The organism is Nonomuraea sp. B1E8, assembly GCF_039871515.1.
In the GTDB taxonomy this organism is placed as follows: domain Bacteria; phylum Actinomycetota; class Actinomycetes; order Streptosporangiales; family Streptosporangiaceae; genus Nonomuraea.
Genome location: NZ_JBDPLS010000005.1, coordinates 200,921 through 223,044 on the forward strand (window position 1 = coordinate 200,921; position 22,124 = coordinate 223,044).

At 70.9% G+C, this 22,124-nt stretch carries 20 protein-coding genes; 6 read left to right on the top strand and 14 right to left on the bottom strand.

Annotated elements, in window-relative coordinates; all coding sequences use genetic code 11:
* The first annotated feature begins 35 nt into the window (after positions 1 to 35).
* Complete coding sequence (locus tag ABGA98_RS18935; RefSeq protein WP_347619642.1) at positions 36 to 1,451, top strand: MFS transporter; 1,416 nt, start codon at positions 36 to 38, stop codon at positions 1,449 to 1,451.
* 35 nt (positions 1,452 to 1,486) lie between these two features.
* Here ABGA98_RS18935 and ABGA98_RS18940 read toward each other — a convergent pair whose 3' ends face one another.
* The gene (locus tag ABGA98_RS18940) at positions 1,487 to 2,164 is read right to left on the bottom strand and encodes a response regulator transcription factor (protein WP_347619643.1); all 678 of its coding nucleotides are present in this window, start codon (positions 2,162 to 2,164) and stop codon (positions 1,487 to 1,489) included.
* Positions 2,165 to 3,349: a histidine kinase gene (locus tag ABGA98_RS18945; protein WP_347619644.1), complete on the bottom strand. Its 1,185-nt coding sequence runs from the start codon at positions 3,347 to 3,349 to the stop codon at positions 2,165 to 2,167. It lies immediately after the preceding gene.
* Between the two features lie 176 nt (positions 3,350 to 3,525).
* Between ABGA98_RS18945 and ABGA98_RS18950 the strand changes: the two genes are divergently transcribed.
* Positions 3,526 to 4,959: an alpha/beta hydrolase gene (locus tag ABGA98_RS18950; RefSeq protein ID WP_347619645.1), complete on the top strand. Its 1,434-nt coding sequence runs from the start codon at positions 3,526 to 3,528 to the stop codon at positions 4,957 to 4,959.
* Positions 4,960 to 5,120: 161 nt separating this feature from the next.
* On the opposite strand, the gene ABGA98_RS18955 is transcribed toward ABGA98_RS18950, so the two are convergent.
* Both ABGA98_RS18955 and ABGA98_RS18960 read right to left on the bottom strand, forming a co-directional pair.
* On the bottom strand, positions 5,121 to 5,732 hold the full coding sequence (locus ABGA98_RS18955) for a glyoxalase (protein ID WP_347619646.1): 612 nt from the start codon (positions 5,730 to 5,732) through the stop codon (positions 5,121 to 5,123).
* 77 nt (positions 5,733 to 5,809) lie between these two features.
* On the bottom strand, positions 5,810 to 6,169 hold the full coding sequence (locus tag ABGA98_RS18960) for a VOC family protein (RefSeq protein WP_347619647.1): 360 nt from the start codon (positions 6,167 to 6,169) through the stop codon (positions 5,810 to 5,812).
* A gap of 188 nt (positions 6,170 to 6,357) precedes the next feature.
* On the opposite strand from ABGA98_RS18960, the gene ABGA98_RS18965 reads away from it, so the two are divergent.
* On the top strand, positions 6,358 to 9,198 hold the full coding sequence (locus ABGA98_RS18965; protein ID WP_347619648.1) for a LuxR C-terminal-related transcriptional regulator: 2,841 nt from the start codon (positions 6,358 to 6,360) through the stop codon (positions 9,196 to 9,198).
* Between the two features lie 361 nt (positions 9,199 to 9,559).
* Here ABGA98_RS18965 and ABGA98_RS18970 read toward each other — a convergent pair whose 3' ends face one another.
* The 3 genes from ABGA98_RS18970 to ABGA98_RS18980 all read right to left on the bottom strand — a co-directional run bounded on the left by ABGA98_RS18970 (position 9,560) and on the right by ABGA98_RS18980 (position 11,394).
* Positions 9,560 to 10,201, bottom strand: a complete 642-nt coding sequence (locus ABGA98_RS18970; protein ID WP_347619649.1) for a class I SAM-dependent methyltransferase — start codon at positions 10,199 to 10,201, stop codon at positions 9,560 to 9,562.
* Between the two features lie 251 nt (positions 10,202 to 10,452).
* On the bottom strand, positions 10,453 to 10,614 hold the full coding sequence (locus tag ABGA98_RS18975; RefSeq protein ID WP_347619650.1) for a hypothetical protein: 162 nt from the start codon (positions 10,612 to 10,614) through the stop codon (positions 10,453 to 10,455).
* 105 nt (positions 10,615 to 10,719) lie between these two features.
* On the bottom strand, positions 10,720 to 11,394 hold the full coding sequence (locus ABGA98_RS18980) for an alpha/beta hydrolase (RefSeq protein ID WP_347619981.1): 675 nt from the start codon (positions 11,392 to 11,394) through the stop codon (positions 10,720 to 10,722).
* A 33-nt stretch (positions 11,395 to 11,427) separates the two neighbouring features.
* Here ABGA98_RS18980 and ABGA98_RS18985 point away from each other — a divergent pair, with 33 nt between their 5' ends.
* Positions 11,428 to 11,499 carry a hypothetical protein gene (locus ABGA98_RS18985; RefSeq protein ID WP_347619982.1) on the top strand — a complete coding sequence of 24 codons (72 nt, stop codon included), beginning with the start codon at positions 11,428 to 11,430 and terminating at the stop codon, positions 11,497 to 11,499.
* A 33-nt stretch (positions 11,500 to 11,532) separates the two neighbouring features.
* Here ABGA98_RS18985 and ABGA98_RS18990 read toward each other — a convergent pair whose 3' ends face one another.
* Positions 11,533 to 12,219: a GNAT family N-acetyltransferase gene (locus ABGA98_RS18990; protein ID WP_347619651.1), complete on the bottom strand. Its 687-nt coding sequence runs from the start codon at positions 12,217 to 12,219 to the stop codon at positions 11,533 to 11,535.
* Between the two features lie 310 nt (positions 12,220 to 12,529).
* On the opposite strand from ABGA98_RS18990, the gene ABGA98_RS18995 reads away from it, so the two are divergent.
* Complete coding sequence (locus tag ABGA98_RS18995; RefSeq protein WP_347619652.1) at positions 12,530 to 14,065, top strand: polysaccharide lyase family 1 protein; 1,536 nt, start codon at positions 12,530 to 12,532, stop codon at positions 14,063 to 14,065.
* A 296-nt stretch (positions 14,066 to 14,361) separates the two neighbouring features.
* On the opposite strand, the gene ABGA98_RS19000 is transcribed toward ABGA98_RS18995, so the two are convergent.
* Together ABGA98_RS19000 and ABGA98_RS19005 are read right to left on the bottom strand one after the other, a co-directional pair.
* Entirely contained in the window at positions 14,362 to 15,723 is a 1,362-nt protein-coding gene (locus tag ABGA98_RS19000; protein WP_347619653.1) for an SLC13 family permease, read from the bottom strand.
* An 18-nt stretch (positions 15,724 to 15,741) separates the two neighbouring features.
* A complete protein-coding gene (locus tag ABGA98_RS19005; protein ID WP_347619654.1) occupies positions 15,742 to 16,929 on the bottom strand; it encodes a CoA transferase in 1,188 nt (395 codons plus the stop codon).
* 133 nt (positions 16,930 to 17,062) lie between these two features.
* Here ABGA98_RS19005 and ABGA98_RS19010 point away from each other — a divergent pair, with 133 nt between their 5' ends.
* Complete coding sequence (locus ABGA98_RS19010; protein ID WP_347619655.1) at positions 17,063 to 17,956, top strand: LysR family transcriptional regulator; 894 nt, start codon at positions 17,063 to 17,065, stop codon at positions 17,954 to 17,956.
* Here ABGA98_RS19010 and ABGA98_RS19015 read toward each other — a convergent pair.
* From ABGA98_RS19015 to ABGA98_RS19030, 4 genes are all read right to left on the bottom strand, one after another.
* On the bottom strand, positions 17,949 to 19,334 hold the full coding sequence (locus ABGA98_RS19015) for a tannase/feruloyl esterase family alpha/beta hydrolase (RefSeq protein ID WP_347619656.1): 1,386 nt from the start codon (positions 19,332 to 19,334) through the stop codon (positions 17,949 to 17,951). The genes ABGA98_RS19010 and ABGA98_RS19015 overlap by 8 nt on opposite strands.
* Positions 19,335 to 19,485: 151 nt before the next feature.
* On the bottom strand, positions 19,486 to 20,154 hold the full coding sequence (locus tag ABGA98_RS19020) for a TetR/AcrR family transcriptional regulator (protein WP_347619657.1): 669 nt from the start codon (positions 20,152 to 20,154) through the stop codon (positions 19,486 to 19,488).
* Positions 20,155 to 20,304: 150 nt separating this feature from the next.
* Positions 20,305 to 21,186 (bottom strand): radical SAM protein, encoded by an 882-nt coding sequence (locus ABGA98_RS19025; protein ID WP_347619658.1) that lies wholly within the window; start codon positions 21,184 to 21,186, stop codon positions 20,305 to 20,307.
* A complete protein-coding gene (locus ABGA98_RS19030; protein ID WP_347619659.1) occupies positions 21,186 to 22,124 on the bottom strand; it encodes a hypothetical protein in 939 nt (312 codons plus the stop codon). The genes ABGA98_RS19025 and ABGA98_RS19030 overlap by 1 nt, the downstream gene beginning before the upstream one ends.

Consider the following 22,124-nt stretch of genomic DNA (forward strand, 5'->3'; position numbering starts at 1 on the left):
CTGCTCGGACCTTCTTCTGAGCAACGGAGCACTCGATGCTTTCAGGCATTCTCTTCTCGCGCCGGGACGGCTCGTCCCCGGTGCGCGCGTGGCTGGTGCTGTGCGGCATGGCCATGCTGCAGTTCTTCATCGCGGTTGACGTGACCGTCGTCAACGTCGCCCTGCCCTCGATCGGCGCCGCCTTCCACGTCGACGGTCACGCGCTGACCTGGGTGGTCGTCGGCTACACGATCACCGGTGGCGGGCTGCTGATGTTCGGGGGGCGGCTGGGCGACGTGCTCGGCAGGCGACGGGTCCTCCTGCTCGGCACGGCCCTTTTCGGCGCCGCGTCCCTGCTGGCCGGGCTCGCGCCCTCCTTCGCTCTCCTGGTGACGGCCCGGCTGCTGCAGGGAGCCGGAGAGGCGATCGCGCTTCCGGCGGCGATGGCAGTGATCGTGCTCATGTTCCCTGAGGGACCGCGCAGGTCGCGGGCGCTCAGCGTCTGGGCGGCCGTCGCGAGCGGTGGCCTCGTTCTCGGGTTCGTACTCTCCGGAATCATCGTCGAGCTGCTGGACTGGCGGTGGATCTTCCTGGTGTCCGTGCCCTTCGTCGCGGTCGTGCTCGCCGCAGTGGTCTTCCTCGTGCCGGGTGAACGGCCGGCCGAGCCCTCACCTGTGGACCTTCTCGGTTCGCTTTTGCTGGTCGCCGCTCCGCTGCTGTTCACGTTCGGGGTCGTCGAGGGGGGAAAGACGGACGGCACGCTGCCATGGCTGCCGGCGGTGGCGCTGGCCGGTGCGGTGGCGGCCGGGGTCCTGTTCGTCAGGGTCGAGCGCCGTTCGCGGAACCCGCTCGTGCCGCTGCGGTTCTTCCGCAGCCGGCCTCGAGTCCTGGCCAACCTTGCCACCGCTCTGCTGAGCGCGGCACTGTCCACCTCGTTCCTGCTGTTCACCTTCTACCTGCAGGACCGGTTGGGCGCCGGTCCGTTCCAGGCCGGCCTGATGATGCTGCCTCTGGCGGTGTTCCTGATCGCGGCCTCGGTGCTGCTTTCTCGGCTGCTCGGCCGGTGGGGCGCCCGGGCCTGCGTTCTGGCCGGGATCGGCTGCACCGTGCTGGCGATGGCGACCATCGCCCTGGTCTCCTCCCTCCAGGCCGGCGCCTTGGCGATGGTTCCGGCGATGATGCTCATCGCCGCCGGGATCGGGTTCGGGATCGTCGGGCTGCAGTACGTCGCGGTGACCGGCGTGACCGAAGACGACGCCGGCATCGCCTCTGGTGTCCAGCGAGCGGCCGACCAACTGGGCGGTTCCACCGGGATCACGATCTACGTCGGCATCGGGTTCGCTCCCGCCCTGGACGGCATTGACCCGTTCCTCGCCAGTAGCTCCCTGGCCATCGCCGGGCTCGCCGCAGCCGGCTTCGTCACCTGGCGGATCTCCATGCCCACCGCGGTGCTGGAAGAAGAAGCCGTGTGATCCCGGACAAGGCGTCCCCCTCTGCGCCAGGCCGGTCATTCCTCCGCGTCGCGGACCAGGAGTGCGATCTGCACCCGGTTCTCGACCGCCAGCTTGGCGAACAGGTTGCCTGTGTGCGCCTTGACGGTCGCGACGCTGATGTGCAGCCGCTCGGCGATCTCCGGGTTGCCCAGCCCGTCGGCGATGGCCCGAGCCGTATCGAGTTCTCGCTCGGTCAGTGTTGACAATCGTTTCCGAGCGGCTTCGCGGGAGGAGTCGCGAGCGGCAGAGGACTGTGGTCCGGTGGCTGCGGCGATCACCCGTACCGTGGCCGCCGGAGACAGCGCGGGGTTCCCGTCCGCGACCGTCCGCACCGCGTCGGCGATCTTCGGCGGCGGGGTGTCCTTGAGGACGAACCCGAGTGCTCCGGCGCGCAGCGCGCCGAGCACCAGATCGTCGGAGTCGAACGTGGTCAGCATGAGGACCCGCGGCGGCGCCGGTCGGGTGAGGATTTCCCGGGTCGCGCTGAGACCGTCACGGCCGGGCATGCGCACGTCCATCAGCACGACGTCCGGCCGCTGCTCGTCCACCACAGTGATCGCGGCGTCCCCGTCGGCCGCCTCCGCGACGACGGTCAGGTCCGGCTCGCCGTCGATGACGAGTCGCAGCGCCATCCGTACCAACTGGTCGTCGTCGACGACGACGACACGCACCGGCTCCCGCTCGCTGTCCACTCACGTTCCCTTTTCGTGGTCGTCCCTTGGCCAGGGTAGTTGTGCCGTGAGGAGGTATCCGTTGTCGGCTGTCGGGCGGTGGTGGAGTTTTCCGCCGGCGAGGGCGATCCGTTCGGAGAGACCCAGCAGGCCGAATCCTGACGTCGGTGGTCGTGCGATGGTCGTGGTGGCCGGCGAGTTGCGGACGCTGACGTGCAGTTCGTCGCCGGCTGTTCCTGTGAGGGTGATGTGTACGTGGGCGCCTGGGGCGTGCTTGGCGGCGTTGGTCAACCCTTCCTGGACGATCCGGTAGCAGGTTCGTCCCACGACGTCGGAGGGTGTTCCCGTCACGGTGGTGGTGAGCGTGACGTCCAGTCCGGATGCGCGGGCGTCGGCCACCAGGTCGGGGATGCGGTCGAGGGAGGGTTGTGGTGGCTCCGGGCGGCCAGGATCGGCTCGAAGCACACCGAGGACGCCCCGTAGTTCTTCCAGTGCCTGGTGGGAGCTGTCGGCGATGCCGCGGACCAGCACGCGGTTCTCCTTGGCCGTGAGGTCGCTGCGGTGGTCCAGCACTCCGGCTTGCATGGCGACCAGGGAGATGCGGTGTGCGAGCACGTCGTGCATCTCGCGGGCGATCCGGTTCCGTTCCAGGGCCCGTGCCTGCGCCGCTCGTGCGGCCTGCTCCCGTTCCGCGCTCTCCGCCCGGTCTCGCAAGGACCGCACTTCGGCGCGCCGCGCGCCGACGGCCATGCCCATGGCCACCGCGATGCCCGCGGTCAGCGCAGGAAACGCGAGTTCGGTCCACATCGGGCCGGGCGGGCTCTGGATCGAGTAGAGCCCGACGGTGAACTGGGACGCGGTCACGTACGCCAGCACGACGGCCCCGATCTCCACCGGACGGCGGCGAGTGGAGATCGAGCCCAGCGCCAGCAGCGCGGCGCCGGTGGCGAGTGTCGACACGGTCGAGGCGATCGCGACCGTCATGGAGACGGCGAGCGGGAACCGCCGCCGCAGCAGCAGCACCGTCAGGCAGCCGAAAGCCACCAGCGGATCGCCGGTGACGAACCAGGAGCCCGTTTCGGTGGCCTGCCCCCGCGGCAGCAGCACACCGGTATAGAGCCAGACCGGTATGCCGAGTACCGCCGCCGCCACCAGCCGCCATGCCTGCTGCCACCCCCCGAGGCGCGGCGCGACGTCTGCATTCACCTGGTCATTATCGCGAGGCCGTGCGGCCGGTACATCAGGCCGAGGGTTGCCGCGCCCTCGACCAGGGTCGAATCGCCGCCTCGACTTCGGTCGGAGGCGAGGCGAGCCGCCGGGCCGATGTGCCCGGGACGCCGAATGGACAGACTCGTTCGCGCCGACCTTCAGGAGGACATCAGATGCACAGAACCTTGTCCCTCGCCCTCGCCGCGGTGGCCGCGGTTCCGGGAGCGTCGCCGGGGGCGACGCCGGACACCCTACGGTGGGGTCCGTGCCCGCGGGAGGTCATCTCATCCCGCCTCGAGTGCTCGACGCTCAAGGTCCCGCTGGACTACCGGGACCCCGGCGGCCGGAAGATCGAGATCGCGATCTCCCGGCTGGCGAGCGAGAAACCCGCGCGGCGCCGTGGCGTGCTGCTGACCAATCCAGGCGGCCCCGGCGTCTCAGGGCTCGACCACCCGGCCGCTCTCGCCGTCTCAGGGCTGCCGCGTGACGTGCTGGACTCCTACGACGTGATCGGCTTCGACCTGCGTGGTGTCGGCCACAGTACGCCGGTGACCTGCGATCTGACGCCGGAGCAGCAGGCACGCGGCCTCTTCCCCCCGTACGCGCACACCGCCGGCGAGGTCGCGCGGGAGGCGCGGAACGCGCGGACCATAGCCGGCAAGTGCGCCACCTCGCCGACATCGTGGTTGTCGCCGCACATCACCACCGCGAACATCGCGCGCGACATGGACCGGATCCGGGCGGCGCTGGGCGAGCCGAAACTCTCGTATCTCGGTCACTCCTACGGCACCTACCTCGGTGCGGTGTACACGACGATGTTCCCGAAGCGCGGCGACCGGATCGTGCTCGACAGCAGCCTGGGCCCCGGCGGTTACGACGTCACGGCCATGCGGCTGTTCGCTCGTGGAATGGAGGAGCGGTTCCCGGACTTCGCGCGGTTCGCGGCGGCGCACCCCGAGTACGGTCTGGGCACCACATCGGCACAGGTGACCGCGACGTTCTTCGAGCTCGCGAGGCGGTTGGAGGCGAAACCGGCGCAGGGCATCGACGGGACGTTGTTCCGCGGGATCACGTTCGACCTCCTCTACAGCGATGCCCTCATGCCCCTGCTGGCCAAGACCTGGCAGGCACTCGACACCGACCGGCCGCTACCGCCCAGACCGCCGGTGGCGAACCTGGAGAACGCCATGTCCGCCCGTCTTTCGGTGATATGCGGTGATACGCGCTGGCCGGGGACGATTCGGGAGTACCAGCGGAATGTCGCGGTCGACCGGGTGAAATATCCGATGATGGGCGGGTCCACGGCAAGCATCGGACCGTGCGCGTTCTGGCCGGGCAAGCGGGTCGAGCCGCCGGTGCGCATCCATGACCGGGGCCCGTCGAACGTGCTCATGGTGCAGAACGAGCGCGACCCTGGGACGCCGCTGGCCGGCGCCAAGAAGCTGCGGCGGGCGTTCGGGAAGCGAGCCACGATGGTGACAGCCGACCAGGGCGGGCACGGTGTCTATCCGTTCGGCCGCAACACGTGCGCGAACGACACGGTGACGGCGTTCCTGGCCACCGGGCGGCTGCCGTCGCAGGACCTCGCCTGCGCGGCGGGCCAGTAACTGGCAGATGCGGGTCTTCACGAAGGTCGGCCACGATCCGATCCGATTCCGGCATCTCGGCGATCCTCGCGAGCACGTCCCGCTGGTCCTGTGCCGCCCGCCGGGGCGGGCGGCATACTCGTCCGCAGGCGTCGGACGACCAGGCGGGGCCGTCGCCTGTTTCAGGCGGACGGGGCCTCCCAGACGAAGCCGTCGGGGTCGGTGAAGGGGCCGGCATCGCTGCCGATCACGATCCGGTGCGATCCTGCGCCCTCCTGGGAGAGGCCGGTGTCCTTGGCGAGGGCACGGCGCGGATAGAGCGCCAGCGTCACGGGCGCCGACGGGGTGTCGAACTCGACGTACTTACCGCCGAAGCTCTTGGCCACGGCCAGGCCACGGTCGGCGTAGAAGCGCTTGCTCGCCTTGACGTCCGCCACTCCCAGGAGGAGCGCGATCTGGTCGACGTGCCGGGCGGCAGGGCCGGTGTCCTTCTTCTTCGACGTCGCGATCTTGCAGATCGTCCCGTCAGGGGCGCGTACGACGCCGCCGTAGCCCCAGAAGCTCTTCGTCGCCGGCTTCAGCAGCGCGGCGCCGGCGTCGAGGGCGGCGTCGATGAACGCGTCGACGTTGCCCGGCTGGGACACCACGAGGGACAGCGCGAACCCGCGGAAACCGGTCGTCGGCGCGTCCGTGGCCCGTACGTTCACGTAAGAGCTCAGGCCGAAGGCTTGGTAGAAGGCGTCCGCGGCCGAGGGGTCGGGCACTTCGAGGGTGACGGATTCGAAGGAGGTCATGGCAGATCCTTTGAGCGAGGTGGTGTGGTCGTCTTGCCGGCGGCTGCTATGCCGCGGACATGGCAGGGGCGTTCGCGCTACTCACCGTCCTGGATCAGCCCGAGGACGTTGCCATCGGGATCGATGACGGTGGCCACCAGGCGGCCGCCGCCGACCTCGTGCGCGGCCTCCTTCACGGTGGCTCCCGCGGCGATCACCTCGGCCAGCTTCGCCTCGATGTCCGCCACGTGCCAGTAGGCCACCGGCGAGGTCATGCCCTGCGGCCCACCGCCCGGCACCAGCCCGATGTGCTGGCCCCCCGCTTCGAAGCCGACGTAATAGGGCGAGTCGTTCTGCGGAGGCACCCCGAGCAGGGCCGCGTACACCGCCGTGGCCTTGCCCAGGTCGGACACCGGGTGCAGCACGGTCCTGATCGCCTGGGGGGAAGAACCGGTCATGGTCACTCCTGTGGTCGCGGGTCCTTCATGACCCGGTCTGTGCCACAGCATGACCTCCGGCACGACCAGCACGGATCCGTAGCGACCACGGACCGACCACGGAACCGACCACGGGCCCCGTCACCGACCCCGCGCACGGAGCCGGGAGCCGGGCCGGACGTGGAGAAGATTTACGACAGAATGGGACAGTGGTAGCAATAGCGGATATCTCTCCTCGAGAGGCCGAGGTGCTGGCGCTGGTTGGCGAGCATCTGAGCAACGCCGAGATCGGGGCACGGCTGTTCATCGGGGTACGTACCGTGGAGACTCATGTCTCCTCGCTGCTGCGCAAGCTGCAGGTGACGGATCGGCGGGAGCTCGCCCGACGGGCGCCAGAGGTGACCGGCTCCGGTCCGTCGCACCCCCCACCAGTGTTGCCGGACCCGCTGACGTCCTTCGTCGGTCGGGCGCGCGAGCGGACCGAGCTGGCCAGGATGCTCGATGCCCACCGTCAGGTGACCGCTACCGGGCCGGGCGGAGTGGGCAAGACCCGTCTGGCGCTGGCGGTGGCCTCGGAAACGGCAGGCGAGTACGGCGACGGCGTGTGGTTCGTCGACCTGGTGCCGGTCACCGATCCGGGCATGATCGCCACCGCGGTCGCCGGGGCTCTCGGCCTCGGTGAGCAGCCGGGCCGCGACATCACCGAATCCGTGCTGACCGCGCTCGCCGACCGTCACGCGCTGCTGGTTGTGGACAACTGCGAGCACGTCGTGGACGGGGTGGCGCTGTTTCTCGAGCGGCTGCTGGGGGCGTGCCCCGGAGTGACGGTGCTGGCGACCAGCCGGGCACGGCTGATGGTGCCGTTCGAACGGGTGTATCCGGTCCCGCCGCTGTCGCTGGCCGCCGATGACGAGTCGGATGCGGTCACGCTGTTCATGGAGCGGGCTGCCGCGGTCGGCCGGCCGCCGGATCCGCTGCCGCGTGAGACGATCGCCTCGATCTGCGAGCGGCTGGATGGCATGGCGCTGGCGATCGAACTGGCCGCGGCCCGGTATCCCGCCCTTGGGCTGGACGGCATCACCGCCGCCTTGTCCCACCCGCTCCGTATGCTCACCGGCGGCTCGCGAGCCGACGAACGGCACCGTTCGGTGCGGGCGGCCCTGGACTGGAGCCATGCCCTGCTGGAGCCGGACGATCGGGCGCTGCTGCGCCGGGTGTCGGTGTTCGTGGCGCCGTTCACCGCGGCCGCGGCCGCGCAGGTGACCGGGGCGGGCGCGGAGGTTGCCGGGGAGTGGGAAGGCATCGTCGCCGACGGGCTGGCCCGGCTCGCCGAGCAGAGCCTGCTGGTGGTGACGGCGTCGCCGGGCGGGACCGAGTACCGCGCGTTGGAGACCATCCGCCAGTACGGCACGGAACGGCTCGCCGAGGCCGGCGAGCTGGTCGGCATCCGGTCCCGGCACCTGCGCTGGTGCCTGGCCAAGGCCGCCGGCCTGGCGGAGGCGCGAGCGGACTGGCGGGCCCGGTTCGACCTGGTGGCCGACGACCTCCGCGCGGCCCTGGCATGGGCGGCCGACCGGCCGGAGCTGCGCACGGACGCGTACGATCTCGCCCGGCGCCTGGCGGAGCTGACCTTCACCCGTAACCTCACCGGCGAGTCCCAGCGGCGCTACGAGCAGGCGGCCGCGCTCGCGTCCGACCCCGCCGCCGGCGCGTCGATGCTCCGGCAGGCCGCGGCCGTGGCCGGCTGCCGGACGGCAGGTGATGACATGTACCGCCTCCGCCGGGAGGCCGCGGATGCCGCCCGCAGCGCAGGCGACACCGCCGGCGCCGCCGCCGACCTGGCGAGCGCCGCCACCATCGCGTTCCGGTTCTCGACCACGTTCGTACGGCTCCCGCCCCAGGAGGAGGCGCTCGCGCTGATCACAGAGGCGCGGGAGCCGGCCGGCGACGATCCGGCCGCGCAGGCAGCGGTGGCGCTGGCCGAGGCAGCGGTGCTCACCGACGCGTTCGGCGCCGCCCAGGGCCCGCCCGGCAACGCCGTACCGGAGACGATCGCGCGCGCCGAGCGGGCGGTCGAGCTCGCCCGCCGGACCGGCGACCCGCTCGCCGAGTCGGCCGCACTCGACGCCCTCACCGGCGCTCAGAGCTGGGCCGGCGACACGTTCGCCACCGCGACCACGGCCCGGCGCCGGATCACGCTCCTGTCGTCCCCGCCGATCTCGCCGGCGGTAACACACGAGCTGATCGACGCGCTCGGCATAGCCACCGAGGCGGGCCTCGGTGCGGGGGATGTGCCGGGCGCCCGCCGATGGGCACGCCAGCTGGCCGACCATCCATCGCTGGCGGAGGCCGGCCACCGCGCCACGTGCCGGCTGCTGATGGTGGACGCGCTGGCGGGCCACGTCGACGAGGTGCTCACCGGCAGCGTCCGGTTTCTCGAGGCGTGGCGGCGGGCAGGCAGCCCCGCCCTGTCGCTCCTCTGCCCGGCGGCGGCCGGTGTGGCGATGATCCACGGCCTCCGCGACGACCATGACGCCCAGCGCGAATGGCAGGAGATCCTGCATCAGCTCGGCACCCCACCGGAGCGTACCTACGGCTACGGGGCGGTCTTCGACGCGATCCTTCTGCTGCACCGCGGGCAGGCGCCGCAGGCTCTGGAGCGGATGGCCCCCGAGCCCAGTCAGGTGTGGAAGTGGGTCACCTGGATCTGGCACCACTGGTACGTCGCCCTGCGCGCCGAAGCCGCCGTGCTCGCCAGGAGCTCCGATGCCGGCGCCACCGTGGCCGAGGCCCGGACCGTCGTGGCCGGCAACCCGGTCGCCACTGCCCTGGTGGAGCGGGCCCAAGCGCTGCTCGACAACGACCAGGAGCGGCTGCTCGCCACGGCGGACGCGCTCGACGCCGCCGGCTGCCGCTATCAGTCGGCGCGGACCCTGGCGCTCGCCGGAGGCGACCATGCCGCCCGCGGCGCCGCCGCGCTCGCCGGCCTCGGCCTCGCCCCGATGGGCCCCGATGACCTCGGCGCTGCGCGCGTTACGCTGCACACGTGACCGCCGACGAAGTGCTCGCCGTCCACAACGGCTCCGCCGCCGAGGGCGTCCCCGTCTGGATCGATGGCGGGCAAGAGGTGCGGTGCATCGCTGCTGGCCCGATCGATTCCCCCTTCTTGTCATTGAGGCGAGACGTCCGTCGACGCCGTGCCGGAGGTCTCGAAGCGGCGATCGGAGTCAGGGGCGAGCCAGCCGCGTCCGACTGACCTACGGCATTGTTCGGGGTTGTCGCCTGCGCTGGTGAACAGGGCGGTCAGCAGCGGCCTGCGCGGGAGCGCGGGTCCCGTAACCGCCGGCCTTGGGTGACGTCCCCCCAGGCCCGCGGCTTCTCAGGCTGGAAGGCCGGGTGCCGCGAGGTCGATCACCGGCGGTGCAGGGTGAACCAGTACGTCGGCACGGCGTTCGTGCCGGGCGTGACGTCGGTCAGGTCCCAGCCGGTGAAACGGGTACGCAGCTCATCGGCGGTGACACCGCTCCAGCCGTCGTCGAAGCCCTCCGGGCCGTACCCGAACATCAGCAGCCGCGCTCCTGGCACGGCACGACGGGTGATCCCGGCGGCGTAGGCATCCCGGCGGTGGCGGGGAATGCCGCAGTAGCAACTCAGGTCGAAGAACAGGCTGAACCCGTCACCGACGGCGAGTTCGTCCAGCCGGGTCACGTCGCCGCAGAGCAGCTTCGCCTGCCGGCCGGCGGCGTCGGCCTTGGTCCTGGCCTGCTCGATGGCGCGGTCGATCAGGTCCACGCCCACCACGTCCCAGCCGTGGCGGGCGAGGTAGACGGTGTTCGTGCCGGTGCCGCAGCCCAGGTCGAGCGCCCGCCCGGGCGGCAGCGCATCCGGCCCTTCCACCGTGTCGACCAGCTCGGGAGCCGGAACGCCGTTGTCCCACGGCGGCCTGCCCGACATGTAGTAGGCCTGCAACATCTCCTTGACGGCGAGCTCCCTGCCATCGTCGTCGTCCCTTCCCTGGCTGAAGTGCAGCCACGCCGCGCGTTCCAGATCCATCACTGTCCTCCATTGCTAGAGTTGATTACTAGAGACGACATCTAGATATACAGTCCAGCACGACGGTTGTCCAGCCTGGAGTGCACGGGGAGAGCGGCGGTCCGTGCCGCGCCGACGCCACCGGGGACGGAACCGACGGCCTACAGGTGCGGGCAGGCCCGGCTTCATGGCCGGCGGGCGTTACCGGCCGATCGCCGTACGGGGATCCGGCGGCGGGGTCCCGCCGCCGCGGCTCAGCGGCCCCCCTCACATCACGAGGGTGCGAGCCCGTGCCCGAGCGTGCGATCGAGGGCGATGCGGGTGAGCCAGCCCAGGCCGGCCGTGAAGAGCGGCGGCCACACGATCGGCCCGAAGGTGTAGCCGACCAGCACGGCGCCGATGCCCTTGGCGAACGGTGCCAGGACCCCGAGCAAGCCGTCGTCGAAGCAACAGCCCGTCGCGTTCTGACGCGGTGGGACGAACGCGTCACCCACCACGAGGGCACGGCCGATCTCCAGCCCTGACCGTGCCGGCGGGTCTCAGGCGTGAAGTCTCCGGCCGAGGAAATCCCTGATCAGCCGGGCCACTTCGTCGAGTGCGCTCTCCAGGAGGAAGTGGCCGCCATCGAGGAGGTGGATCTCGGCCTCGGGCACGTCGGCTGCGAAGGCGCGGGCGCCATCGGGGCCGAAGATCTCATCGCCCTTGCCCCAGACGGCCAGCAGCGGTGGCCGGCGTTCGCGGAGGATTTCGTGCAGGCGGGGATAGAGCGGCGGGTTGGTGGCGTAGTCAAGGAACAGGGCCAGCTGGACGCGGTCGTTGCCGGGGCGGGAGACCAGGGCGACGTCGTGGTGCCAGGTGTCAGGGCTGACGAGGGTCTCGTCGGGCACACCGGTGAGGTACTGCCAGCGGATCGCGTCGAGGGTGAGCGCCTGTCGGACGGCCTTTTCGGTCTCGGGTGTCTGCTCGCGGTGGTAGTCCCGGACGGTGGTCCAGAAGCCGGGGACGAAGCCGGCTTCGTAGGCGTTGCCGTTCTGGGTGATGATCGCCGTGATCGCGTCCGGGTTGTTCAGGACGAGCCGCCAGCCGATCGGGGCGCCGTAGTCCTGCACGTAGATGGCGTAGCGGGAGACGCCGAGCTGGTCCAGCAGGCCCACCGTCAGCCCGGTGAGCGCGTCGAAGGTGTAGTCGAAGCCTTCGGCGGGCGGCGCGTCGATCGCAGCAAGACCAACAGGGCTCGCTGGTGCTCGATGGCCGTGTGCGGCAACAGGATGAAGGCCCGGCGGCACTATCAGCGCACGCACCAGCCGCCGGCCGGCTGACACCGGCCCACGCGCATGTCGCGCCGGCCGGCCTCAGCGGCCTCGCCCGCTTCGAGCCGCAGAGGGCCGATCCTCTCGTAACCGCACGCACACCGCGTACGGCGCGTCGTCGCGCTCTCCTTCCATGCCTTCGACCGTGCCGCGGGTCCGGATCTCGCCCGCGTACCGCATGCCGATGCGTTCCATCACCGCACGTGAGCGCACATTGTGACGGGCCGTGCACGACACCACGGCTCGCGCACCGAGGACGTCGAAGGCGAACGCCAGCCCGGCGCGGCCGATCTCGGAGGCGTACCCGCGCCCCCAGAACTTCCGCCGTAGCGCCCATCCGATCTCGAGCCAGTTCGCGTGCGCCACGAACGGGCGGCGCGCCTCATGCGCGACGCGCACCCACGGCTCCGGCGGAAGGAATGCGTAGATCTGACCCCAGTCGTCGTCGACCGGCGTGCGTGACAGTCCGCCGCGACCGACGACCTGGCCGCTCATGCGGTCGTAGGCGACCCATTTGTGCACGCCGTGGAGGAGCCACGAGTCGCCCATGAACTTCGCCCGTTCCTCCGCCTGCTCGAAGCTCGGCTTGCCGGCGCCGTACCACGGCCACACCTCCTCGTCGCCGTGCACACGCCAGAGGTCAGGAGCGTGGGCGGGGCCGGCCGGTTCAAGCCGCAGGCGCGTGGTGAACCGGACGTCGGTGGGGCCGGCCAGTGGCGGGTCTGCCATGCGGCACAGCGTGCCACGACGGATGACGACGGCGCATCCGCGATTTCGCGGCGGGCGACGAGATCCCGGCGCGGGGTTCCCGCGCATTTCGACGAACGTTTCTACACCTTTCTGCACAACGCCATGTCCGATGCCGGGGGCGATGGCGTCGGCGTCTATGCGCCGGTCTTCGCTACCACGGGCATCGCCGGCCGCCCCGGTCACGACCGGGCGTCCCAGCCGGTACGGCGTGAAAGTTTCACCGTTGATTGACAGGTGGAAAGCGCTTTCCTACGGTGTGGGCGTCCACGACGACGAAGGTGGTACGACAATGAGACGAGCAGTCGCGCTGCGACTCCATGCGGCGCTGGCCGCGCTGGCCACCGCGGCCGCGGTCGGTGTGACCTTACCGGTGACCCAGGCCTCGGCAGCGGCCGGCAGCGCCACCGGCTACGCGACCGGCAACGGCGGGACCACCGGCGGTGCGGGCGGGCGGACGGTGAGAGCCACCACCGGCACCGCGATCCACGCGGCCCTGTGCAGCCGGGCCAGCAGCAGCACCCCGATCACCATCGAGGTGGAGGGCACCATCAACCACGGCAACACCACCAAGGTGTCGGGCGACAGCTGCAACACCGCCGCCGGCGTGATCGAGCTCAAACAGATCAGCAACGTCACGATCATCGGCGTCGGCAACGGGGCCGTCTTCGACCAGCTGGGCATCCACATCCGCGAGGCCCGCAACATCATCATCCAGAACGTGACCGTCCGGAACGTCAAGAAGTCGGGCTCGCCCACGTCCAACGGTGGCGACGCCATCGGCATGGAGAGCAACGTCCGCAACGTCTGGGTCGACCACGTCACCCTGGAGGCCTCAGGCGGGGAGTCGGAGGGCTTCGACGGCCTCTTCGACATGAAGAACGACACCCAGTACGTGACCCTGTCCTACAGCATCCTGCGCAACTCCGGCCGCGGCGGGCTCATCGGGTCCAGCGAGAGCGACCGCTCGAACGGCTTCGTCACCTTCCACCACAACCGGTACGAGAACATCGACTCCCGCACACCCCTGCTGCGTGGCGGCATCGCCCACATCTACAACAACCACTACGTGGACCTGCACGAGTCGGGCATCAACTCCCGGGCCGGGGGCCGCGCCAGGGTGGACAACAACTACTTCGAGGACTCCAAGGACGTTCTCGGCACCTTCTACACCGACGAGGCCGGCTACTGGCAGGTCAGCGGCAACATCTTCGACAACGTGACCTGGTCGAGCCGCGGTGACGAGAACAACCCCGCCGGCCCCGACCCGCAGTCCAACACCTCGGTCAGCATCCCCTACTCCTACAGCCTCGACCAGGCCGGTTGCGTGCCGGACGTCGTCCGGCAGACGGCCGGCGCCAACAAGGGCCTGCTGGTGTCGCCCGGCAACTGCTCCGACCCGCAGGAGCCCACGACGCCTCCGACCGATCCCACCGACCCGCCGACCACGCCGCCGCCCAGCGGGACCAATCTCAGCATCGGGGCCGGCTCCGACGGCTCCAGCAAGGCCGACGGGACGAGCTACGGCAACGTGCGGGACGGCGACATGAGCACCTACTGGTCGCCTTCCGGCTCGACCGGCGACATCTCGGTCAAGTGGGGCTCCGCCACGACGATCTCCAGGGTCGTCATCCGTGAGGCGTCGGGCTCCGCGGGCGCCATCGGATCCTGGCAGCTGGTCAACCACGACACCGGGGCCGTCCTGAAGTCCGGCAGCGGGGCGGGCACCATCACCTTCACCCCGACCTCACTGAGAAAGATCACCTTCAGGATCACCGGCGCGAGCGGCACGCCGAGGGTCGCCGAGTTCGAGACCTACGCCGGTTGACGCGCTCCCCGGCGTGAACTGAAGGCCGGAGCACTACCGACGATCCGGTAGCGGAGCTTCCGCCTGCTGGTCCATGTGAACGTCCCGGAACCTGAGCCGCTCCGCACGCGGCCCCCGCGTAGACCAGACGCAGGGTGCATCGTCCCAAGGTGTCGTGACCTTTCGACACCAGGGGGAAGACTCTCGGTGATCATGCTCGCCGGGACGTTCACGACGGCGTCGTCTCCTCCAGAGGAGCCACGGCTCCCCGCTCCCATCGACGTTTGCACGCTCCTGCCCAAGGCCATGGGCCGCCTTCACCACCAGGCGAAGGCGAGCCAGGCGAGGACAGGTGCGACCACGATCGAGATGAGGCCGTAGGTGAGCAGCTGGCGGAACAGGCGGGGCCGGACCGAGGGCTCGGCGGCTCCGAGGATGAGGCCGCCGGTGATGCCGAGCGGGTTGATGTCGACCAGCACCGACGCCAGGGCGAGGGCGAGCACGCCGCCGACCGGGGAGACGCCGGCGGCCACCAGCGGGGGCAGCAGCGGCATGACGGTCGCGAACACCGCGATGGAGCTGGCGGCGAAGGACGTGAGGCCGGCGATGTAGCAGAGCACCAGCAGGCTGAGCAGCGGCGACCCTTCGATCGTGAGCAGGTCGCTGATCTGCTTGAACGCGCCCAGGTGCTGCATCAGGCCCACGTAGGTCAGCAGGCCGCCGATCAGCAGGACCACGTTCCACGGGATCCTGGACACGATCGCGTCGACCGGCAGCCGGAACACCAGCTGCAGGACCAGCGCGGCGGTCAGGCCGAGATAGCCCACGTTCATGTCGAAGCCGACGGACAGGGCGACGACGGCGAGCATGCACAGCAGGGTGAAGGCGCGGGCTCCGGGTCGCGTCTGCGGTGTGGCGGGCGCGGGCGCGGCGACCGTCGCCGTCCTGGTGCCACCACCGCCGGACGCGGGCTCCGGCTCCGGCGCGGCGGTGCCCGGTCCCGGGTCCTGGACGGCGGCGCCCGGCCCGGCGGGGCGGGTCGTGGCGGAGACCGCGGCCCGGCCGCGCGGGATGCCGCCGCTCCACAGGCCGACGACCAGCAGGCCCGCGCACACCACCAGGCCGGCGAGCAGCCCGCCGGACAGAAAGGCCACCGGGCCCGAGCCGGGCAGGCCGATGCCGAGCTTGGTGCTCAGCTCGCGTGCGGTGACGCCGTAGACGGCGAGCGGCGAGAGCAGCCCGCTGATGATCCCGGTGACGCCCAGGACGGCGGCGATCAGCGGCGAGGTCCGGTAGCGCGCGGCGAACCCGAGGGCGATCGGCGAGACGATGGCGGTCGCGGCCGCGGGCAGGGTGCCGGCGGCGGTGAGCACGGCGCCGATGGCGAAGGGAACCAGGGAGATCAGCACCAGCCGGCCGCCCGCCAGCCGGAGCAGCAGGTCCAGTAACCAGTCGAGGGTCCCGTTGCGCTGGGCGACGGCGAACAGGGCCGTCACCCCGACGATGAGCACGAAGAAGTCGGCCGGGAAGAACCCCGTCACGTCGTTCGCCGGGACGCCGGCGGCGAGCCCGAGGAGGAACGCCGCCGCCAGGGCGCCCAGCCCGAGGTCGAAGCCGGGTATCAGGGTCGCCGCGAGCAGGGCGGCCAGCACGATGATGGACAGAGTCGCGAGGGTCATGAGCACGCTCTTTCTCGGTCAGACCACTCCTCGGTGGCGCAGGTCATGGATCTCTTGCTCTCCGATCCCGGCGAGGTCGCGCAGGACTTCGGCGGTGTGCTCGCCGAGGGCCGGCGCGGTGTGGCCGATCGTGGCGTCGAAGCCGGAGAAGCGCCCGGCGGGGGCCTGCATGAGTCGCGGGCGGCCCGTCCTGTCGTCCGGCACCTCCACCACCGAGCCGCGGGCGCGGATGTGCGGGTCGGCGCAGATGTCGGCCGCCGAGTTCACCGGCCCGGCGGCCACGCCGGCGTCGACGAGCAGCGCCATCAGCGGCTCGAGGTCGTGCGCCGCGACGAAGGCGGCGACCCGCGCCTCGATCTGCTCGCGGTGCTCCAGCCGGGCGGTCATGGAGTCGTGTACGGCGAGGTCCGGGGCGTCCATGACCTTGACCAGCCGGCGCCACATCTGCTCGGTCGAGGCGGGCAGGGCCAGCCAGCGGCCGTCACGGGTGCGGTAGAGGTCGTTGGGGCTGATGTGCGGGTTCTGGTTGCCCTGGCGCTCTCGGGTCTCGCCGGTCGCGCCGTACTCGACGATGAAGTCCTCCATCATCCGCAGCAGCGGCTCGTAGAGGGGGATGTCGGCGAGCTGGGCCTGCCCGGTGAGGTCGCGCTGGCGCAGCGCGAGCATGGCGGCGAACGCGGCGTAGATGCCGGTGACGCCGTCGGCCACGGGATAGCCGGCGAAGAGCGGCGGCCGTTCCGGGGCGCCCGTGCGGTAGGTCAGACCTGCGAACGCCTCCGCGACGCGGGCGAAGCCGGGCCGGTCGGCGTACGGGCCGGTGCGGCCGAACGCGCTCACCTGGACCATCACCAGATCCGGCCGGTACGCCCTGAGGTCGTCGAAGTCGATGCCGAACCGGCGCAGCGTCGCCGGGCGGAAGTTGGTCACCACGATATCCACGGCCGCGGCCAGCCGCCCGACCAGACCGGACGCCTCGGCGTGGTGCAGGTCGATCGTGACGCTGCGCTTGCCGCGGCCGAGCATCGCCCAGGCGGCCGACTCGCCGTCCTCCAGTGGCGGGTAGTGGCGTGCCGGGTCGCCGGTGGCGGGGTGCTCGACCTTGATCACCTCGGCGCCGAACTCGCCGAGCAGCGAGGACGCCAGAGGGCCGGCCAGGATCGTCGACACGTCCAGGACGCGCACTCCGCTGAGCGGACCGTTGGCCACTGGATATTCCTTTCACCTTGGGAGCATCGATAGCGGGACCGGTGTGACTGTCGTCACCATGCCGTGCCATCGGCGTGCGGGGAAGACATGGATGGAGTTCACAGGTGGAAGGTTTTGCCTTTATGGTGGCGCGGTGCGGGTGGAACGGGCACGTTACTTCCTGGCCGCCGTCGAGACGGGATCGCTGCGCGCGGCGGCCGCCCGGTGCGGCGTCAGCCAGCCCACCGTCGGGCAGCAGATCGCGCTGCTGGAGGAGGATCTCGACGTCGTCCTGCTCACCCGCAGCCGGCACGGCGTGCGCCCGACTCCGGCCGGTCAGGCCCTGATCGAGGCGCTGCGCCGGCTGGTGGAGGCCGAGGAGGCGGTGCGCGAGTCGGCGATGCGGTCGAGCGGCGCCTACCGCGGCCGGGTGCAGATCGGCGGCGTCACGGTGACGGTCGAGACCATCATCGCGCCGGTCGTGGGCCGGTTGCGCCGGCACCATCCCGGGCTGCGCTTCGCCGTCCGCGAGGGGGCGTCGTCCGCCGTCGAGACCGCCGTGCTGGACGGCGCGCTGGACTTCGGGGTGATCACCACGCCGCTGACCCCGGCGGCGCCGGGGCTGCGCCGGATCCCGCTCATCTCCGCCCCTCTCGGGGCCTACGCGCGCACCGACCATCCGCTGGCCGGGCGCGAGCAGATCCACTGGCGTGATCTGGAGACGTGGCCCATCGTCACCATGCGGGCGGGCACCGTGATGTGGGAGACGCTGCACCGGCACGTGGCGGCCCCGGACGTCGTCGTGCAGGCCATGTCGGCGCGGACCGTCAAGGTGATGGTCGGCCAGGGCGTCGGGCTCGGCGTCCTCGCCGCTTTCGACACCTCGGCCGACATCACCGACCTGGTCTGGCTTTCCCTCGCCGACGCGCAGCCCGTCCACCTGTGCCTGACCCAGCGCCAGGACAGCCGGCCCTCGCCGTCGGCCCTCATCGTCCAGCGGCTCATCCGCGCGAGGGCCGACGAGCTGGCCGGCGGTCCGGTCAGCTGATGGAGCAGGTGTTGACCACGTCCCCGGAGGTCTGGCGGGGAATGGTGGCACTGGGCGGGGGCTGGTGGCCGCCGGGGGCCGTCCAGCGTTCGAGGGCCTCGAACGCCGTCCGCATGCAGGGAAGCAGCGGCCGCATCCGGTCGGGGAACATGTCGTACTCGATGTCGAGGTGGGAGGCGCCTTCCATCCTGTAGTAGCGGTGCAGGGCGGCCCTGCCCCGCTCGCGCACCAGCTCGGCGTACGGGTCGCCGTGGACCGCGATCGGCAGCAGGGTGTCCAGCGTCCCGTGCACGGTGATCAGCGGCTTGCCGATGCGGCCGCTCATCGACGCCCGCCGCACCGCCTTGTGCACGCTCTTCGGGCGCGCGTAGTAGTCGTAGTCGGCGTCGCAGTTGGGCGTGCCGCTCTCGCAGAACGGGATGCCCGCCTCCAGGTCGCCGTCGTACTCCGGGTCGATCTCCTCGCGGGCGCGGCGCTGCGTGCCGTCCCAGATGTTGCGGTAGTTGAACTCCCACAGGAACTCCGAGCCGGGGGCGAAGCCGGCCCGCAGCATCGCGGCGTGCGCCTCGGGGTCGCCGTTCTCGGCGTACTTCGGGTAGTTGCGCAGCGCCACCGGCAGGTAGACCAGCGCGTTCGGGCCATTGTCCGGCGGCCAGTACGTGCCTTCCGCGTCGACGCCGCCGTCGTACAGCTCGGGGTGGTTCTCCAGCGCCCAGCGCACCAGCTGGCCGCCGTTGGAGATGCCCGCCGCGTACGTCCTGCGGATCGATCTGCCGTAGTGGCGGGCGACGGTCGCCTTGGCGGCGACGGTGATCTGGGTCATCCGGTGGTACCACTCGACGTAGGCGTCGCCTGGCCGCCTGCCGTCCTTGTAGAACTCCGTGCCGCCGTTGCCCTTGTCGGTCGAGGCGTAGGCGTAGCCCTTGGCCAGCACGAAGTCGGCGATCGTGAAGTCGTTGGCGTACTGGCGGCGGTTGCCCGGCGCCCCCGCGACGACCAGGCCGCCGTTCCAGCGCTGCGGGAGGCGGATCACGAACTGGGAGTCGTGGTTCCAGCCGTGGGTGGGGTTGCTCGTGGAGTCGTCACGGAAATAGCCGTCGATCTGGATGCCCGGCACCCCGCTGGGGTTGCGGGTGGCCGCGGAGTGCAGCCCCTGCCAGTCGGCGGCATCGGTGTGGCCCGACGCGACCGTACCGGCGGTGGTGAGGTCGTCCAGGCAGGCGGCGACCTGGTGTTGCGCGCCCGGTACGTGGACCTTGCCCATGTGGGAGCAGCGGGTGTCCGCCCGCGCGGGCGACGCCACCGGCACCAGAGGGACCGCCACGAGCGAGGCCAGCAGGACCGAGAAGACAGCAGATCTGCGAAGGAGAAGGGGCATGTGCGACTCCCTGGGGTCCGGTCGGATGCGCTGACCGGGGTGGTTCAAGGCGCTGTGGAGGCCTTCTGTCTGATCACGGAGGTTACTAAGCGCATAGTCAGGTGCGGCGGGTCACTTGTCAACCGGTGACGCCTCCGCGGGGCGCGCGGGCCTACCTGCCCGCGGGGGTGACCAGTCGCAGCGCGAGGCCCGCGTAGAACTCTCCGAGCTGCTCCGGCGAGTCGGGGCCGTCGAGGCGGTACCAGCGGACCAGGTCGATGCTGAGCGACAACATCGCACGCGTGACCCGCTTGACGTCGACCTGCGCGAACGTCCCGTCGGCGACGCCGCGCGCGACCGCCTCCCGGAAGTATCCGTTGGTCTGGTGGCGCAGCTCCACGATCTCGCCGTAGTGCTCGGCCGTGAGGGAGTTCAGCTCCATCTGGCAGACCCGCGCGGTCACGTGGTGGCGGGCATGCCACACGGTGTACGCAGAGACGATGGCGCGCAGCCGGTCCGCCGAGCTCTCCAACGCCAGGATGGACGGGTCGCGTACGCGCTCCAGGACCCGCTCGTGGCCGACCCGGATGATCTCGAACAGGACCAGTTCCTTCGAGGGGAAGTGCACGTAGAGGGCGGCCGGGCTGAGCCCGACGCCCCCGGCGATGTCGCGCGTGGTCGTGGCGTGGAAGCCGTTCATGGCGAAGCAGCGCACCGCCGACGACAACAGGCGGCGCTGCACCTCCCCCAGGTCCTGCCTCCACAGCTCGGGGGAACGGTCGCGCAGCCGGGGGTCGTCCGCCAAGTCCTGCGCGGTGAATCGCGCCTGCCGTCTGGCCATCCGCGACCCTCGCCCCTTCGAGTGCATGGTTTCGATGCCGCCCGCCTGACAGGCCGGCCCTGCCCCGCCACGAGCATTCTACGAGCGGCCATGCGCCCAGCCGTCTGCCTGAGCGGCCCGCCGGCCCCATCGGGGTCGACGAGCCCGCGATCAGGTGAGCGAAAGGCATCCCGTGCTCGCGCACGGTCCGGCCGGGCGGCGCGCGAGCACTGCGCCCTTGCCGGCCAGGAGTTCCCGCGGTGACACGTCCCTGACGTTCCCCAGCGACGTGTCACCGCGATGGGCGCAGACCCAGATCTCGCCGTCGGAATTCACGAACACGCCTTCCTGGCCCGTCACGCACGACCGGATCATGGGGATCCGGCCGGAAATCAGGAAATGTCGCAGTCTCTCGAAATAGACCCGGCTCCTGAAGGCGTCCGCCGACGCGTCGATGACGCGCAGCAGCTCGGTGCGTTCGGCAGGGGTCAAGGTGCTCATGCTGAGCGGATGGCGGGACGGCACCGACACCGCGAGCAGCTCGACCTGCCATTTCCGCTCCCGCGCCCGGCGTACGAGCTCCTCGACCTCCCTCCAGTTGATACTGGTCACCACCATGACGATCTGCAGCGGCACGCCCGCCGCGTCGAGACGTTCGATGCCCGCCAGGGTCGCTTTCGTGCCACCGCGAACCTGGTCGGCCGCGTCAGGACTCACATGGTCGATGCTCACGTCGGCGCCGCATCCCAGCCGCGACAGCGCCTCGGCGATCTCATCGGTCACGCGTACGGCGTTGGTGAAGACGCGGACCGTGTCCACGTGCCGGCGCGCCACTGCCGCCAGCTCCACGAGGTCGGGGCGGAGCAGGGGTTCGCCACCGGTGAGCGCGACGCTCCTGACGGGCAGGTGAGTCGTGCACCGCCGCAGCCAGCCGTCGTAGTCGGAAGCCGTGAGCCGGCTGGGCGTGTAGGTGTACTCCCCTGTCTCGAAATAGCAGTAGGTGCAGGTCAGGTTGCACTGGTCGGCCACCATCCACATCTGATGGGTGAGCATCACCACTCCTTGTCGAGGGAGGAGTCACGGGAGAGCGGCAGGTCGAAGTGGAGCCGTTCGCGGCGGCGGCCGCCGATCAGCCCGCTGTCGCCGAAACCCACGTGCAACCGCCCATGGCTCTTCTCGAACAACGTGGCGGGCGGGAGCCAGAGGGCTGCCTTGTTGATGCCTATGCCGAGCTCCACCATCGGAGCGTCGAACGCGGGCAACGCCCCGGCGCCCTCCTCGTGGGAAAGCCGTCCGCGACGAACCCGGGCGCGTACGTGCCTGCCGCGGCCCGCGGACAGTTCGACGGCTCCGTCGAACGACTCCGGCGGAGCCACGACCCACACCTCTCCGTACGGCAGTTGCAGCACGGGAACGTCGAGGAGCGCGGAGGTGAAGTCGTCCCTCACCTCGAACGGCCGGCTGACCTCCAGAACCTCCCCGTTCCCCGATCGCACCCTGAGCCGTGCGCTGTCCTGGAGTACGGCACGCGACTCCGCGCCGGCCGCGACCACGGTCTCCACGTCGGCCGACAGCGCGCTCAGGTAGGCGTTCCGCAGCGGCTCGGCGGCCGCGGCAGAGGTCATTCCGTGCGGGAAGTCGACGAAGACCACTTTGATCCCGCAATCCAGCAGGCGGTAGAGGGCCTGGAGGTCAGCGCCGGCACCCCCAGGGCCGAAGGGGTCGTGATAGATGAGCACGTCCGCGGCGTAGGCGCGGCCGCCGGCGACCAGGCGTCCGCGACCGTCCGGAGCGGGGGGCGCCCAGCAGCGGTCCTGCGGGGGCAGCCGGACATCGCCGACCTCCATGCCCAGCTCCCGTAGCGCCGGCGGCAGGCCGGTCCAGAGAGGATCGTCGCCGCGCCGCACGAGCATGACCGTCGCCGTGCGCCGGTCCAGTCGCGTGACCGCGTCCGCGATCGCGGCGATCGCCTGCCTCTCCGGTGGCGGCAC

What these genes read in the sequence shown, in the direction of transcription:
- ABGA98_RS18950 (WP_347619645.1), top strand. Translation starts at nt 3,526, where the DNA reads ATGCACAGAACCTTGTCCCTCGCCCTCGCCGCGGTGGCCGCGGTTCCG.
- ABGA98_RS19025 (WP_347619658.1), bottom strand. Translation starts at nt 21,186, where the DNA reads ATGCTCACCCATCAGATGTGGATGGTGGCCGACCAGTGCAACCTGACC.
- ABGA98_RS18970 (WP_347619649.1), bottom strand. Translation starts at nt 10,201, where the DNA reads ATGGATCTGGAACGCGCGGCGTGGCTGCACTTCAGCCAGGGAAGGGAC.
- ABGA98_RS19020 (WP_347619657.1), bottom strand. Translation starts at nt 20,154, where the DNA reads ATGGCCAGACGGCAGGCGCGATTCACCGCGCAGGACTTGGCGGACGAC.
- ABGA98_RS19000 (WP_347619653.1), bottom strand. Translation starts at nt 15,723, where the DNA reads ATGACCCTCGCGACTCTGTCCATCATCGTGCTGGCCGCCCTGCTCGCG.
- ABGA98_RS18990 (WP_347619651.1), bottom strand. Translation starts at nt 12,219, where the DNA reads ATGGCAGACCCGCCACTGGCCGGCCCCACCGACGTCCGGTTCACCACG.
- ABGA98_RS19015 (WP_347619656.1), bottom strand. Translation starts at nt 19,334, where the DNA reads ATGCCCCTTCTCCTTCGCAGATCTGCTGTCTTCTCGGTCCTGCTGGCC.
- ABGA98_RS18960 (WP_347619647.1), bottom strand. Translation starts at nt 6,169, where the DNA reads ATGACCGGTTCTTCCCCCCAGGCGATCAGGACCGTGCTGCACCCGGTG.
- ABGA98_RS18995 (WP_347619652.1), top strand. Translation starts at nt 12,530, where the DNA reads ATGAGACGAGCAGTCGCGCTGCGACTCCATGCGGCGCTGGCCGCGCTG.
- ABGA98_RS18935 (WP_347619642.1), top strand. Translation starts at nt 36, where the DNA reads ATGCTTTCAGGCATTCTCTTCTCGCGCCGGGACGGCTCGTCCCCGGTG.
- ABGA98_RS18955 (WP_347619646.1), bottom strand. Translation starts at nt 5,732, where the DNA reads ATGACCTCCTTCGAATCCGTCACCCTCGAAGTGCCCGACCCCTCGGCC.